At 33.1% G+C, this 14,370-nt stretch carries 17 protein-coding genes; all 17 read left to right on the top strand.

Annotation, left to right across the window (positions count from 1 at the left end):
• Positions 1–5 precede the first annotated feature (5 nt).
• The 17 genes from flhA (at position 6) to uppS (ending at position 14,355) form a co-directional block, all read left to right on the top strand.
• Positions 6–2,027 (top strand): flagellar biosynthesis protein FlhA, encoded by a 2,022-nt coding sequence (gene flhA, locus GSH73_RS07285; protein ID WP_014758663.1) that lies wholly within the window; start codon positions 6–8, stop codon positions 2,025–2,027.
• Positions 2,017–3,030 (top strand): flagellar biosynthesis protein FlhF, encoded by a 1,014-nt coding sequence (locus GSH73_RS07280; RefSeq protein WP_014758664.1) that lies wholly within the window; start codon positions 2,017–2,019, stop codon positions 3,028–3,030. The genes flhA and GSH73_RS07280 overlap by 11 nt, the downstream gene beginning before the upstream one ends.
• Before the next feature lies 1 nt (position 3,031).
• Positions 3,032–3,889: a MinD/ParA family ATP-binding protein gene (locus GSH73_RS07275; RefSeq protein ID WP_014758665.1), complete on the top strand. Its 858-nt coding sequence runs from the start codon at positions 3,032–3,034 to the stop codon at positions 3,887–3,889.
• Positions 3,882–4,511: a flagellar brake protein gene (locus GSH73_RS07270; protein WP_014758666.1), complete on the top strand. Its 630-nt coding sequence runs from the start codon at positions 3,882–3,884 to the stop codon at positions 4,509–4,511. The genes GSH73_RS07275 and GSH73_RS07270 overlap by 8 nt, the downstream gene beginning before the upstream one ends.
• Positions 4,512–4,533: 22 nt before the next feature.
• Positions 4,534–6,495, top strand: a complete 1,962-nt coding sequence (locus GSH73_RS07265; RefSeq protein ID WP_014758667.1) for a chemotaxis protein CheA — start codon at positions 4,534–4,536, stop codon at positions 6,493–6,495.
• 21 nt (positions 6,496–6,516) lie between these two features.
• On the top strand, positions 6,517–6,951 hold the full coding sequence (locus GSH73_RS07260) for a chemotaxis protein CheW (protein ID WP_014758668.1): 435 nt from the start codon (positions 6,517–6,519) through the stop codon (positions 6,949–6,951).
• The gene (locus tag GSH73_RS07255; protein ID WP_014758669.1) at positions 6,948–7,562 is read left to right on the top strand and encodes a chemotaxis protein CheC; all 615 of its coding nucleotides are present in this window, start codon (positions 6,948–6,950) and stop codon (positions 7,560–7,562) included. Before GSH73_RS07260 ends, GSH73_RS07255 begins: the two co-directional genes overlap by 4 nt.
• Positions 7,555–8,043, top strand: a complete 489-nt coding sequence (locus tag GSH73_RS07250) for a chemotaxis protein CheD (RefSeq protein ID WP_014758670.1) — start codon at positions 7,555–7,557, stop codon at positions 8,041–8,043. The genes GSH73_RS07255 and GSH73_RS07250 overlap by 8 nt, the downstream gene beginning before the upstream one ends.
• A 22-nt stretch (positions 8,044–8,065) precedes the next feature.
• Positions 8,066–8,806, top strand: coding sequence for a sigma-70 family RNA polymerase sigma factor (locus GSH73_RS07245; protein ID WP_014758671.1), 741 nt, complete (start codon positions 8,066–8,068; stop codon positions 8,804–8,806).
• A 26-nt stretch (positions 8,807–8,832) separates the two neighbouring features.
• Complete coding sequence (locus GSH73_RS07240) at positions 8,833–10,194, top strand: flagellar assembly protein A (protein ID WP_014758672.1); 1,362 nt, start codon at positions 8,833–8,835, stop codon at positions 10,192–10,194.
• Positions 10,195–10,206: 12 nt separating this feature from the next.
• Positions 10,207–10,479, top strand: coding sequence for a hypothetical protein (locus GSH73_RS07235; RefSeq protein WP_014758673.1), 273 nt, complete (start codon positions 10,207–10,209; stop codon positions 10,477–10,479).
• 134 nt (positions 10,480–10,613) lie between these two features.
• Positions 10,614–11,321: a 30S ribosomal protein S2 gene (rpsB, locus tag GSH73_RS07230; protein WP_014758674.1), complete on the top strand. Its 708-nt coding sequence runs from the start codon at positions 10,614–10,616 to the stop codon at positions 11,319–11,321.
• A gap of 62 nt (positions 11,322–11,383) precedes the next feature.
• Positions 11,384–12,001: a translation elongation factor Ts gene (gene tsf, locus GSH73_RS07225; protein ID WP_014758675.1), complete on the top strand. Its 618-nt coding sequence runs from the start codon at positions 11,384–11,386 to the stop codon at positions 11,999–12,001.
• Positions 12,002–12,105: 104 nt separating this feature from the next.
• Entirely contained in the window at positions 12,106–12,816 is a 711-nt protein-coding gene (gene pyrH / locus GSH73_RS07220) for a UMP kinase (protein ID WP_014758676.1), read from the top strand.
• A 2-nt stretch (positions 12,817–12,818) separates the two neighbouring features.
• Positions 12,819–13,373, top strand: a complete 555-nt coding sequence (gene frr / locus GSH73_RS07215; RefSeq protein ID WP_014758677.1) for a ribosome recycling factor — start codon at positions 12,819–12,821, stop codon at positions 13,371–13,373.
• A complete protein-coding gene (locus tag GSH73_RS13455; RefSeq protein ID WP_014758678.1) occupies positions 13,370–13,546 on the top strand; it encodes a hypothetical protein in 177 nt (58 codons plus the stop codon). Before frr ends, GSH73_RS13455 begins: the two co-directional genes overlap by 4 nt.
• A 47-nt stretch (positions 13,547–13,593) precedes the next feature.
• The gene (gene uppS / locus GSH73_RS07210) at positions 13,594–14,355 is read left to right on the top strand and encodes an undecaprenyl pyrophosphate synthase (protein WP_014758679.1); all 762 of its coding nucleotides are present in this window, start codon (positions 13,594–13,596) and stop codon (positions 14,353–14,355) included.
• The last annotated feature ends 15 nt before the right edge of the window (positions 14,356–14,370 follow it).

The raw sequence follows: 14,370 nt of genomic DNA, 5'->3' as shown, positions 1-14,370 counted from the left end.
ATATATTGAAATTTTCAGATTTAATTGCAGCAATATTTGTCGTAGGAATTGTTTTAATAATAATCATTCCTGTTCCATCGATATTATTGGATTTTTTGCTTATTTTAAATATATCGCTATCCATCATAATATTGCTTACGACAATGTATGTTAAGGATGCCATGGATTTTTCTATTTTTCCATCAATATTGCTTATAACGACTTTGATGAGATTATCCCTTAATATTTCTTCTACCCGTTTGATTTTGACGTCTGGATTTGCAGGCAATGTGATTCATGCATTTGGGAGTTTTGTCATTGGCAATAATCCTATAGTAGGATTTATAGTGTTTATTATAATTGCAATTGTACAATTCATTGTAATAACAAAAGGCGCCGAAAGGGTGTCTGAAGTTTCCGCAAGATTTACTCTTGATGCAATGCCAGGTAAACAAATGTCAATTGATGCAGATTTGAATGCTGGAATAATAAACGACAAAGAAGCAAAAGAAAGAAGGAAGAAAATTCAGGAAGAGGCAAAGTTTTTTGGTTCAATGGATGGTGCAAGTAAATTTGTAAAAGGCGATGCCATCGTTGGAATCATAATCATGATAATAAATATAATCGCCGGATTAATCATTGGAATGACAATTAAGGGAATGGATATAAACCAAGCCATAAATACTTATACGATTTTGACTGTTGGTGATGGCTTAGTAAGCCAGATTCCGGCGCTTTTAATATCAACGGCAACTGGTATCATAGTTACAAGGACTGCTTCAGAGACAAATATGGGCAACGACGTGATAATGCAGCTTATAAAAGAGCCAAGAGTCTTACAGATGACTGGTATTCTGCTTATATTGATGGCATTTGTTCCTATGCTTCCTGCCATTCCATTGCTTATAATAGGTTCTTTATTTACATATTTAGGATTTGCAAATAGAAAGAAGAACTCTGCAAATGATGAAATCAAGAAAGATGATTTAAAGGAATTGGAAGAAATTAGAGATCCCAAAAGAGCTTATGATTTATTGCAAGTGGATCCAATTGAACTGGAATTTGGCTATGAATTAATTCCAATTGCCAGTAGCGAATTATTAGACAGAATTGTAATGATTAGAAGGCAAATTGCTTTGGACTTAGGTTTAGTGGTGCCTATGGTAAGGCTGAGAGACAATATTCAACTTAAACCAAATGAATACATAATCAAAATAAGAGGCAACGAAGTAGGGAAAGGCGATGTATATGTAAATAAATATTTGTGCATGCAAGTTGGGGAAATAAACAGCGATATAAAAGGTATAAGCACGAGAGAACCGGCTTTTGGCTTGCCTGCTTTATGGATTGACGATAGCGAGAAACAAAAAGCTGAAATGTTAGGATGTACAGTAGTTGATGTTCCATCTGTCATTTCTACTCATCTTACAAATATTATAAAAAGGCACTCGGATGAGCTTTTAGGAAGGCAGGAAGTCAAAGAGCTTTTAGATAATGTAAAGCTGTCAAATCCAGCTTTAGTTGACGAAATTGTGCCAAAATTACTAAGCTTAGGCGATATTGAGAAGGTTTTGTGCAACTTGTTAAGAGAGGAAATTTCGATTAGAGACATGGTAACTATTTTGGAAACTTTAGCTGATTATGCGCCAACTACGAAAGACACTGATGTTTTAACAGAGTATGTAAGACAATCATTAAAAAGAGCTATAACAAACAAGTATGCAAAAGACGGGAAGCTCCAAGTGATAACGTTAGATCCGGAGGTTGAAAGGTCAATACAAAATGCTATAAATCAAACTGAACATGGATCGTATTTAGCGCTTCCGCCTGATTCAATGCAAAAAATATTGAAGGCTGTACACAACATCATAAAAAAGATTACGATTAAGGGTGAACAGCCAATTATACTTACAGCACCAATTATACGCTTTTATTTGCGAAAATTAATCGAACAAATTTCAAAAGATATAGTCGTTTTATCGTACAATGAGCTTTTGCCTAATGTAGAGGTATTTTCTGTAGGGACGGTGAAACTAAGTGAAAGTTAAGCGATATATTGCAGACAATTATCAAGATGCTTTAAAACTTATTAAAGCTGAAATGGGCAGCGATGCGGTAATATTGCAACAGAGCAGTTACAAAGAAAGGGGATTGAGAGGCTTATTTAAAAAGAAGAAAGTTGAAGTTGTAGCTGCAGTAGAAGAAAACAAAATCGATGAAAGAGATCTGTTCATTAAAGACTTGTATGAAATCAAATCGCTTTTAAGAGAGTTTAAACATAGTGAAACAAAGGATGAAAGTAAAAAAGATTTAGTCTATGAACTTGTTTCAAGAGGCGTTGATGATAAATTGTCGAAAATTCTGGCTGAAGGTATAAATGAGATTTCAGATGATAATTTAGAGACATTGCAAAAAAGAATTGTAAATTTTATTGGGCCTCCAAAGAAAATAACCGGCTTAAACGAGAAAAAACGTGCTGTTTTTATTGGACCTACAGGTGTCGGTAAAACGACGACGATCGCTAAAATTGCTTCTAATTTAATTTTAAGGGAAAAGAAAAAAGTATTGCTAATAACTGCGGACATATTCAGAATTGCTGGTGCAGAACAATTAAAAATTTACGGTGAGATTCTTGGCGTACCTGTAATGGTAGTTAACAATATTTTCGATTTAAATCGATTAGAAGGTGAAATAAGCAAATACGATGTGGTTTTGATTGATACTGCTGGAAGAAGTCATACTGATTCTAAGAAAATGCAGGAATTAAAAACCTTTTTGCAATATGGTACCTATGACGAAGTTTATCTTTGCTTAAGCGCAGCTACAAAAAACAGCGATATTAAAAAAATTATAAAATCGTACGACTTTATAGATGAGTACAATCTTCTTTTTACTAAGTTAGATGAGACAGATAATTATAGTGTTATTTTAAATTCAATATACTACTCAAAAAAATCTGTATCATACGTGACAAATGGTCAGATGGTACCTGATGATATTAGTTTAGCTGATAGTAAAATGATTGCACAAAATATTTTAAAGGGGAATTAACATGGATCAGGCGGAGAGGCTTAGGTATCTATTTCAACAAAACAGTGCAAAAAGATGCAGAGTCATAACCGTTACAGGTGGAAAAGGAGGAACTGGAAAAACATGCATTTCTGTCAATCTATCTATAGCGCTAAAGAAGCTTGGATATAAAGTTTTAATCGTTGATGCTGATATAGGATTTTCTAATGCAGAGATAGAGTTAGGTGTTGTGTCAAATTATACATTGTACGATGTGCTGTATGGGAACAAAAAGATCGTTGACGTTATAAACGATGGACCTGTTGGGGTGAAATTCATTTCAACAGGAGGAAATTTTGATCTCGTAAATGGCGATATAGATTTAAATGTATTTTTTAACAATATAAAAATATTAGATAATTACTTTGATTATATAATTGTTGATACTGGAGCTGGGGTTAATAAAACGGTAAAAAGTTTTATAGATATGTCGGATGATGTGATAATCGTAACCACGCCAGAGCCAACTGCCATAATGGATGCTTACATACTTATTAAGACAATTAATGACTTAAGTGATAAAAATTTGTATTTAATAGTTAATAAAGTTGCTAACCAAAGTGAATATGTTTCTGTTTATGAAAGGCTTAACAATGCACTTATTAACTTTCTGGGCGCTTCAATAATTAATCTTGGTTTTATACATGAAGATGCCAAAATAAGTGAATGTATAAAAATGCAAATTCCTATTGTGCTAAAGTATCAGTATAGCAAACCTTCAAAAGATATCGCGAGAATTGCCGAAGTCCTTACAAATTATAAGACAGATAAAAAGAAAGAAGGGCTTCTCGGAATATTTAGAAAAATGTTTTTGAATGGTGGAGGCATTAATAATGGTTAACATAAAGCCAGGGCAAAAGATCGAAATAAGTATTGGCAAAAGTAACAACAAATATGTATCAAAAGTTGACGATGTATCTTTAGACGGTACATTGCTTGTGGAAACACCGATACATAATGGACACTTTGTTCCAATAAGGATTGGCGCAAAAGTTAATGTCATCTTTTTTAACAAAGATGGATTATTTACTTTTGATGGGATAGTCATCAATAGATTTTTCGGCAATTTGTCGTATATACAATTAAAAAGGGTAACTGATATAGAAAAGCTGCAAAGAAGACAATTTTTTAGATTAGAAAAAATAATTGAATTTAAGTATAAGCTACATGAAGATGATGAATCTTTCGAAAAAGGTGTCATAAAAGATATAAGTGGTGGTGGCTTTAGAGCGAAGGTTAAGAAAAAAGTAGACGTAGGTACAGAAATAATTTGCTACGTTAAGCTAAGCGATGAAACTGATGAATTGGTTCAAAAATGTAAAGTGGTAAGGTATAACTATTTTGATGATGGATATGAAATAGCCGCTCAATATGTCGATATACAAGATAGAATAAGAGAAAAGATAATATCATTTATTTTTAAAGAGCAAAGACGATTAAAAAGACAGCAGATAAACTTTTGAATGTAAAAAGGAGGAAAATAGAATGGATACAAATCAATACTTAGAGATATTTTTAGAAGAATCTGAAGAACACATTGAGAGCTTAAATGAAAATCTTCTTCAGCTTGAAAAAAATCCTGAAGATTCACATATTGTGGATGAAATATTTAGATCTGCCCATACTTTAAAGGGAATGGCAGCCACAATGGGTTTTGAAAACATGACAAAATTGACTCACAAGATGGAAGACATTTTTCAAGAAATTAGAAATAATTCTTTGAAAGTTTCCAGCAATTTAATGGATGTATTGTTTAAATGTATGGATGCTTTAAGCTCCATGATTGGAAAAATATCTCAAAGTGGTAATGATGCGTATGACATTGACAATTTGATTAAGTTGTTGGAAAGTGGCAATTCAAATGAGGAGATTGCTGTAACCAATAATAGTGAAGAATCCAAAGCTTATGCCAGCAATGAAGTGAATTTGTACGAGAAAGATATAATTGAAAAAGCGGCGTCTCAAGGCTATAAAACGTATAGTATTGAAGTTGTTATTGATAAAAATTGCGTGATGAAGTCTGCAAGAGCTTTTATAGTATTTAATACATTGGACAATTTAGGCGATATTATAGATTCTAAACCTTCAGTAGAGGATATAGAAGATGAAAAATTTGACGATAGATTCACCGTTCATTTGATTAGCAAACACGATAAAGATTCTGTAAAGTCAAAATTAACCGCAATATCAGAGATAAAGGAAGTAAATATCGAAGAAATATTGTATTCCAAAGAAATAAAAGATAATAAGAATTTTGAAAAGACAGCTAATATCAATAACGATGATCAGATAAAGCATAGCAAGACAAATAAAAGCGTTAGAGTAGACATTGAAAGATTAGATAATTTGATGAATTTAGTAAGTGAGTTAATCATAATAAAAACACGATTAGAGGGACTGGAATCAAACGAAAAAAATCCTGACACCATTGCAACGATTGAGTATCTCGAAAGAATAACTACGAATCTTCATGATGCGGTAATGAAGGTAAGAATGGTGCCAGTAGAAAGAGTTTTTAACCGTTTCCCAAGAATGGTAAGAGATTTGTCTCGAGAGCTGAATAAAAAAATAACGTTAAATATGTTTGGGCAGGATACGGAAGTTGATAGGACTGTAATAGACGAAATAGGTGATCCATTAGTACATCTAATAAGAAATTCCATAGATCATGGCATAGAAACACCTGAATTGAGAATAAGAAAAGGAAAGACGGAGACTGGCACTATAAATCTTAAGGCATACCATGAAGGGAATAATGTGATAATTGAAGTAAGTGATGATGGTTCCGGCATTAACTTTGATAAAGTGAAAAAGAAGGCTTACGAAAAAGGTATGCTATCTGATGAAGAAGCTAATGAGTTGTCAAACGAAAAATTAGTAAAATTGTTATTTGAACCTGGATTCAGCACTTCCGACAAGATATCTGATATATCAGGCAGAGGAGTAGGACTTGATGTAGTTAAAAACAAAATAGAATCTTTGAATGGTTCTATAGAAGTTAAAACAGAAAAAGATAAGGGGACAAAATTTATAATAAAATTGCCACTGACATTGGCTATAATTCAAGCATTGTTAGTGATGGTCGGAAACGAAAAGTACGCTTTTCCGCTTAATTCAATATCGGAAATTGTAAACAAAAATAAAAGCGAAGTACATTTGGTGCAGGGCAAGGAAGTTGTCATGTATAGAGGTAAAGTAATTCCACTTATAAGGCTGCATAATGTCTTAGATGTTGAGTCTAATGAAGACAATGATGAATTTATATGCGTGATCATAAAAAAAGGCGACAATTTGGCTGCATGTAGTGTTGATGAACTTATAGGGCAGCAAGAAATAGTAATAAAACCATTAGGCAAATATTTAAGCAATGTAAAAGTAATTGCGGGCGCAACAATATTGGGAGACGGGCAAGTAGCTTTAATCATAGATTCTAATAATTTATTTTAAAAGAAGAAGGAGGCGTTGCATATGAGTATGTTTGTCGTAACTAAATTAGGCGGTGAAGAGTACGGAATAGAAATAGATAAAGTACAATCTATTGAAAAGATTACTAAGATAACAAGGGTTCCAAAAGCGCCTTCATTTGTAAAAGGTGTTATAAATTTGAGAGGCGAGATAATCCCTGTCATATCAATTAGAATGTTGTTAAAATTAGAAGAAGTTGATTTTAACGATGATACAAGGATCGTCATAATAAAAAATAACGACATTGTAGTCGGAGTTATTGTAGATAACGCTAATGAAGTTGTAGAAATAAATGATGAAAGCATAGACTCAATAGATGTTAACAGCAATTTATACAAAAAGGAAAGTTTTATTGGGCGAATAGGAAAGGTAGGAAACAGGATATTGATGCTTTTTGATATAGACAAATTGACTACTCAGCAGGAAGTGAAGATATGAATATAAATAAGATAAATGAGACATACATCGATGTGCTTAAAGAACTTGGGAATATAGGCTCAGGAAATGCCATAACAGCTTTAGCATCTTTGATAGGAAAGAAAATAGATATGAAAATCCCCACCGTACGATTGATGGAATTAAACGAAGTACAGGATATATTTGGAGTTGCTGACACTATTATTGTGGGAATATATTTTGACCTTGAAGGAAGCGTGAATGGAAATATTTTATTTTCTTTAGACATTGAAAGTGCTTCTTATTTGATTCAATATTTGATGGGAGTTAATGTTGGCGATGAATTTACAGAAATCGAAAAATCAGCATTAGAAGAAATAGGCAATATTATGGCAGGGAGTTATGTGTCTTCACTGTCTACATTAACAAATTTGGACATGAAAATATCACCTCCTGCAATCAGCATTGATATGGCAGGTGCTATATTAAGTGTTCCTGCAATCAAATTTAGCGAATTGTCAGATAAAATTTTGTTTATTGAGACGGAGTTTTTTGAAGGCAATAGATTAATAAAAGGAGATTTCTTTCTTATACCTGATATAGAATCATTTGATAAAATACTTAATGCACTTGGAGTTGAATTAGATGGATAATTTTACATTTAGAGTAGGCATGGCCGATGCAAGAGTTGCTAAATGTCCAAGCAAATTGGTTACAGTCGGTCTTGGATCATGTGTGGGCATTGTCTTATATGACAAAGTAAGTAAAATATCTGGACTTGTCCACATTATGTTGCCATATAGCAATCAAAGCAAAAACAACTCAAATAAACTTAAATTTGCTGATACAGGCATTACAGCATTGATAGATATGATGTTAGAGTTAGGTGCTGACAGAAAGTACATAATAAGTAAAATAGCAGGTGGCGCTCAAATGTTTGCAACAAAAGCAAACCTGGATATTATGAATATAGGTGCCCGCAATGTAATTGCCACTAAAGAAGTTTTATCGTCTTTAAACATACCGTTGGTTTCAGAAGATACAGGTGGTAATTATGGTCGTACAATTGAATTTGATTGCGAAAGTGGTAAGCTATTAATTAAAACAATTGGGCATGGCGTAAAATTTATTTAGGGTAGGAAAGGAATGTTTAAAAATGTCTCTACTCGAACAGGACTTATGGGATAAATATGAGAAACAAAAAGACGGAAACTCCAAAGAAGATATAATCATCAAATATATGCCACTTGTTAAGCATATAGTCAAGAGAATTTGTTTGTCGGAGTTAAGCAAAGAAGATACTGATGATCTTATAAGCCAAGGCATGATTGGCTTAATCGATGCAGTCAATAAATACGATGTATCAAAAGGTGTAAAGTTTGAAACATATGCGTCGATAAGAATAAAGGGAGAGATAATTGATTATTTGAGAAAAAAAGATTGGATTCCGAGAAGTCTGAAAAAACGATATAAAAGCATCGAAAAAACAATTGAACAATTAGAACAGGAATACAAAAGAGAGCCTACTATTGAAGAAATCATGGAAGCAACAAAACTGTCAAAAAATGACGTTTTAAAAACTTTAAGCTATATGAATGCAGGATACATAAGTTCTTTAGATGAAGTGATTGAAAACAATTTAAAAATCACTTCAATCACAGATAATGAAGTTACAAATCCTGAAAGCGAAGTGATGATGTTTGATTTGAAGCAGAATATTTCTAAGGCTATTGATACGTTACAGGAGAAAGAAAGATTGATTATTTCATTGTATTACTATGAGGATTTGAACTATAAGGAAATTAGCAAGATAATGGGACTGACGGAATCGCGAATATCACAAATTCATTCAAAAGCCATAAAAAAGCTAAAGGAGAAGCTAAGTGACTTGCTGTAACTAAATAAAAATTTGGGGGCATTTATATGTGTGATTTAAAATATTCTTGCAAATTGGAAATATCATCAGACAAAATGTCAGCATTTTTAGTAGTTGAAAATATTTCAAACGATGGTATTGCTTTGAATAAAGATAATATTTACGAACTATTAAGATCTCATAACGTGGTTTTTGGGATAATTGAAAATGTCATAGATAAAATTTGCAAGTCCCCCAATATTAACGAACGTTATTTGATTGCACAAGGTAAAAAGCCTATAAATGGGAAAGATGGACGTGTTGAGTATTTAATTGATTTTGAAAGCAATGCTGAACCAAAGGTGCTTGAAGATGGAAGAGTGGATTACAAAGAGCTACAAATATTTAAGAGTGTGAAAAAGGATGAAATCATAGCCAGAAAAATAGATCCTGAAGACGGTATAGACGGTATGAACGTAAAAGGAGAAATAGTCAAAGCAAACAAAGGCAAAGAAGCCAAATTGCCATTAGGCAAAAATACATATATTAATGATGGGTGTCTTTATTCCTCTATTGATGGTCATATTTTCAAAAAAGATCAAAAAGTCAATGTAAATCCTATAATTGAGTTAAAAGATGTCAATGCTTCGACAGGAAACATTAGAACTTTTGCAAGCATTAAAATATACAACAACATAAGTTCCGGTTATAAGATAGAAAGCGATGGGGATGTGGAAATATACGGTGTTGTAGAAGGCTCTACAATATCGGCAAAAGGTAATGTAATAATTCATAAAGGCGTTCAAGGCAGTGGTAAGGCAAAGATTATCTCTGGTGGGAAAGTTGTATCGAAGTATTTGCAAAATTGTGAAGTAATAGCTGAAGATGATGTTGTGAGCGAAGCAATAATGTACAGTACGGTGAAGACAAATAATTGTGTCAAACTAATTGGGAATAAAGGTTTAATCGTTGGAAGTGTAGTTATAGCCACAAGAGAAATAGAAGCGATAAATGTTGGTTCCAAGATGTTTGTACAAACTGAGCTGATAGTCGGAGAACCGCCTGAAAAGAGAAAGAGAAAGGAAGAAATATCTAAAAGAATATCTGAAAATGAAAAATCCATAGACGGATTAAATAAAATCGTTTCATATTTGACGAAATTAGGCGTACCAGAAGATAAAAAAGCCATTTATGAAAAGACTCTTAAATCTTTGATGCAATTAGAGGCTGAGAATAAGTCATTATTGGATGAATATAGAGAATTAAATTCAAATAATGATGAATCATTTGGTATAATCAAAGTATATGATACGGTTTATCCGGGTACGAAAATAACAATAGATGATGTATCTAGAAAGATAAAGGATCCTTTGAAATATGTTGCATTTGTGAGAAATGGTGCAGATATAGACATATTGCCAGCGGGGTAAGGGGGTATATATATGTCAGTAAATCCGATAGATTTACAGGTAGCTATTCCTAAAATGGTGGATGTAAGCAATATAAAGCAAATTGAAATTCAAAGGCCAGATGTATTTGTTGGCCAATTTATGGAGATGATAAATAATGAAAATGAGATAAAAAAAAGCAGGACAAACAAAATCAATGAATCTAATAAATTGTCAACTAAGAAAGATAAAAATAAAATGGAAGGGAAATCATCTCAAAAAGAAAGAAAAAAATTTTTATTAGGGCATGTGGACATAAAAATTTAAAATTGTATTGACAAAAATATCATAATATAATATATTAATCAATGGATAACGCACGTTCAAAGATCATAAAGCTGGTGCCATAATGGTCGTTTTATGAGATGATTTGAACGGAGGAATAACCAGGAGGTGAGAAGATGTCAGTTATATCAATGAAACAATTGTTAGAAGCTGGTGTACATTTCGGTCATCAAACGAGAAGATGGAATCCTAAGATGGCTCCCTACATTTTTACCGAAAGAAATGGAATATATATTATAGATCTTCAAAAAACGGTAAAAAAGATAGAGGAAGCGTACGATTTTATAAAAGATGTTGTTTCGAATGATGGTACTGTTTTATTTGTAGGCACAAAAAAACAAGCCCAGGATTCTGTTAAAGAGGAAGCAGAAAGATGCGGAATGTACTATGTTAACCAAAGATGGCTTGGCGGAATGTTGACAAATTACAAGACAATTAGAAGCAGAGTCGAGAGACTTAAAGAGTTAAAGAAGATGGAGGAAGATGGTACATTTGAAGTTTTGCCTAAAAAAGAGGTTATAAAACTCAGAAAGGAAAAGGAAAAACTTCAAAAGTATTTAGGTGGAATAGAAAACATGAATAGCCTTCCATCGGTGCTTTTTGTAGTTGACCCTAAGAAAGAAGCTATTGCCATCGCTGAAGCTAAAAATCTTGATATCCCTATTGTTGCAATTGTTGATACAAATTGCGATCCTGAAGAAGTGGATTATCCTATACCGGGCAATGATGATGCGATCCGCGCGGTAAAATTAATAGCTTCAAAAATAGCTGATGCTGTAATTGAGGCTAAACAGGGTGAACAATTAACTGCGGTTGAGGAGTAATTTTAGAATGGTAAGGAATTTTTCGTCCTTACCATAAATTATATTAGGATGGAGGTAAGATTATGATTTCTGCACAACAAGTAAAAGAACTTAGAGAGCGTACTGGAGCAGGCATGATGGACTGCAAAAGAGCGCTTACTGATTCTAATGGTGATATTGAAAAAGCAATTGATATATTAAGAGAAAGAGGACTGGCAGCCGCTGCTAAAAAAGCTGGTAGAGTTGCAAATGAAGGATTAGTAGAATCGTATATTCACGGTGGCGGCAGAATCGGTGTTCTTGTTGAGGTAAATTGTGAAACAGATTTTGTTGCTAATACAGATGATTTTAAGTCTTTTGTAAAAGAAATATGTATGCAAATTGCTGCAGCAAACCCGCAGTACATAAAAAGAGAAGATGTGCCGCAAGAAGTTATTGAAAAAGAAAGGGAGATTTTAAAGGCACAATCATTAAATGAAGGTAAACCGGCTCAAGTGCTCGACAGAATAATTGAAGGAAGACTCGAAAAATTCTATAAGGAAAATTGCCTATTAGAACAATTGTATATAAGAGATGATAGCAAGACGATAAAAGACCTATTAAATGAATTGATTGCAAAGCTTGGTGAAAATATAATAATAAGAAGATTTGTTAGATTCGAAAGAGGAGAAGGTATTGAAAATTCTCAAGAAGAAGAATAAAATTAAATAGGCAACCAAAATAGGACACGGTTGTGTCCTATTTTTAATAGATTTTTATGAAGGATTTTTAATATTTTTATAGAATAATAAAATGAGGTGTTTTAATGTCTGTGAAATACAAGCGAATAATATTAAAAATTTCAGGAGAAGCTTTGTCTGGCAGCACAGGCTATGGTATCGATTTTGAAACCGTAAATTTAATTGCTGATCAAATAAAAGAAGTAAAAGAAATGGGAGTTCAAATAGGTGTCGTAATTGGAGGTGGTAATATCTGGAGAGGTAGAGAAGGAGTAGGAATGGATAGGACTACTGCTGATCATATGGGAATGCTTGCTACAGTTATTAATTCTCTTGCTTTGCAAGATGCTTTAGAGCGGAGAGGTGTAGAAACGAGAGTTCAAACTGCCATTGAGATGAGGCAGATTGCTGAACCGTATATTCGAAGAAGAGCAATAAGGCATCTTGAAAAAGGAAGAGTTGTGATTTTTGCGGCCGGTACTGGCAATCCTTTCTTCTCTACTGATACGACAGCATCTTTAAGAGCTGCTGAGATAGATGCGGAAGTGATTCTTCTTGCTAAGAAAGTAGATGGAGTCTATGATAAAGATCCTGTTAAACATAAAGATGCTATCAAGTTTGATAAGTTGACATATCTTGATGTGCTTAACAGAGGGCTTGGAGTGATGGATTCTACAGCAACTTCTCTGTGTATGGACAATAACATTCCGATTATCGTGTTTAATTTGACTGTACCAGGAAACATTAAAAATGTAATAATGGGTCAAAAAATAGGAACGATTGTCAAGGAGGGATAATGATGGATGATTTGTTAAAAAACACTGAAGAAAAAATGAAAAAGTCAATCGCAGTTTTAAAAAATGAGTTGATGTCTATAAGGGCTGGCAGGGCTAATCCTGCACTTTTAGACAGAATATCAATTGACTACTATGGTACTATGACGCCAATAAATAAGTTAGCAACAATCACGGCACCGGAACCAAAAGTTATAATCATTCAGCCATGGGATACATCTAAAATATCTGAAATTGAAAAAGCAATTCAAAAATCAGATTTAAACATTAATCCTACTTCTGATGGTAAAATAATTAGATTGGTTTTTCCGGATTTAACAGAGGAAAGAAGAAAAGAGCTTGTTAAATTGGTTCACAAAAAAGGAGAAGAGGCTAAAGTCGCAGTAAGGCAAATCAGAAGAGATGCTAATGATGCTATTAAAAAAATGGATAAAAATGGTGAGATTTCGGAAGATGAGAAATTAAAAAGTGAAGAAAATGTACAAAAACTGACGGATAAGTATATTAAAGAAATAGACAAAATTTTGGAGCAGAAGGAAAAGGAGATAATGGAGATTTGATCGATATTATTGGATACGATATTGAAGCGGCTAAGAGGATTTTAGAAAAAAATAATGTTCAATATAATGTGATATTTACTAAGCCTACTAAAAATTATAGAGGATATCAGATACGTGTGTTAAAGACAATATTTGAAGATGGTATATTAACAGTTATAGTAGCTGAATTTTAACCCCCTCTCGCGAGGGGGTATTGCCCATATTATAAGGAGGAAATTTGATGAGTTTTATTAAAAAGCGACAAAAAAACACTGATGAAGAAATAGAGAAAAAGCTTGATGCAAATAATATTCCAAAGCATGTGGCAATAATAATGGATGGGAATGGTAGATGGGCAAAAAAGAGAGGTTTCATAAGAACACTTGGGCATAGAGCTGGTATGGAAGCTGTAAGGCGAATTGTTAAAGCATCATCTGAAATAGGAATCAAGTATCTGACTTTATACGCATTTTCAACAGAGAATTGGAAAAGACCTGCAGATGAAGTTAACGGATTGATGGACTTGCTTATAGAGTATTTAGGTCGCGAAGTAAATGAATTAAATGAAAACAATGTGAAGTTAAACTTTATTGGCGATCTATCAATGATACCTGAAAAATGTAGAATTAAGATAAAAGAATCTGAGGAACTAACCAAAAGCAATACGGGTCTTACTTTAAATATTGCCTTAAATTATGGCGGCAGAAGTGAAATAGTTAGAGCATTTAAAAGGATAGGCAGCTCTTTATTAAGTGGTGAAATTGATCTAAGTGATATTGACGAAAATATTATTGCTGATAATTTATATACATCAGGACAACCAGATCCGGATTTGATCATAAGACCAAGTGGAGAATTGAGAATTAGCAATTTTATGCTTTGGCAGTCTGCATACTCTGAATTATGGTTTTCTGATGTTTTATGGCCAGATTTTGAAAAAAAGCATCTTTTGCAGGCTATATTTGATTACCAAAAGAGAAATAGACGTTTTGGCGGCATATAATTAAGGAGTTGAATA

The organism is Thermoanaerobacterium aotearoense, assembly GCF_009905255.1.
Taxonomy (GTDB): domain Bacteria; phylum Bacillota; class Thermoanaerobacteria; order Thermoanaerobacterales; family Thermoanaerobacteraceae; genus Thermoanaerobacterium; species Thermoanaerobacterium aotearoense.
This window is presented reverse-complemented; position numbering and strand designations above follow the sequence as displayed.

Bases quoted from the DNA above. Each gene is read 5' to 3' on its own strand.
- GSH73_RS07240 (WP_014758672.1), top strand. From the start codon at position 8,833: ATGTGTGATTTAAAATATTCTTGCAAATTGGAAATATCATCAGACAAA.
- rpsB (WP_014758674.1), top strand. From the start codon at position 10,614: ATGTCAGTTATATCAATGAAACAATTGTTAGAAGCTGGTGTACATTTC.
- GSH73_RS07265 (WP_014758667.1), top strand. From the start codon at position 4,534: ATGGATACAAATCAATACTTAGAGATATTTTTAGAAGAATCTGAAGAA.
- GSH73_RS07270 (WP_014758666.1), top strand. From the start codon at position 3,882: ATGGTTAACATAAAGCCAGGGCAAAAGATCGAAATAAGTATTGGCAAA.
- uppS (WP_014758679.1), top strand. From the start codon at position 13,594: ATGAGTTTTATTAAAAAGCGACAAAAAAACACTGATGAAGAAATAGAG.
- GSH73_RS07255 (WP_014758669.1), top strand. From the start codon at position 6,948: ATGAATATAAATAAGATAAATGAGACATACATCGATGTGCTTAAAGAA.
- GSH73_RS07260 (WP_014758668.1), top strand. From the start codon at position 6,517: ATGAGTATGTTTGTCGTAACTAAATTAGGCGGTGAAGAGTACGGAATA.
- GSH73_RS07245 (WP_014758671.1), top strand. From the start codon at position 8,066: ATGTCTCTACTCGAACAGGACTTATGGGATAAATATGAGAAACAAAAA.
- tsf (WP_014758675.1), top strand. From the start codon at position 11,384: ATGATTTCTGCACAACAAGTAAAAGAACTTAGAGAGCGTACTGGAGCA.
- GSH73_RS07235 (WP_014758673.1), top strand. From the start codon at position 10,207: ATGTCAGTAAATCCGATAGATTTACAGGTAGCTATTCCTAAAATGGTG.
- GSH73_RS07250 (WP_014758670.1), top strand. From the start codon at position 7,555: ATGGATAATTTTACATTTAGAGTAGGCATGGCCGATGCAAGAGTTGCT.
- GSH73_RS07275 (WP_014758665.1), top strand. From the start codon at position 3,032: ATGGATCAGGCGGAGAGGCTTAGGTATCTATTTCAACAAAACAGTGCA.
- frr (WP_014758677.1), top strand. From the start codon at position 12,819: ATGGATGATTTGTTAAAAAACACTGAAGAAAAAATGAAAAAGTCAATC.
- pyrH (WP_014758676.1), top strand. From the start codon at position 12,106: ATGTCTGTGAAATACAAGCGAATAATATTAAAAATTTCAGGAGAAGCT.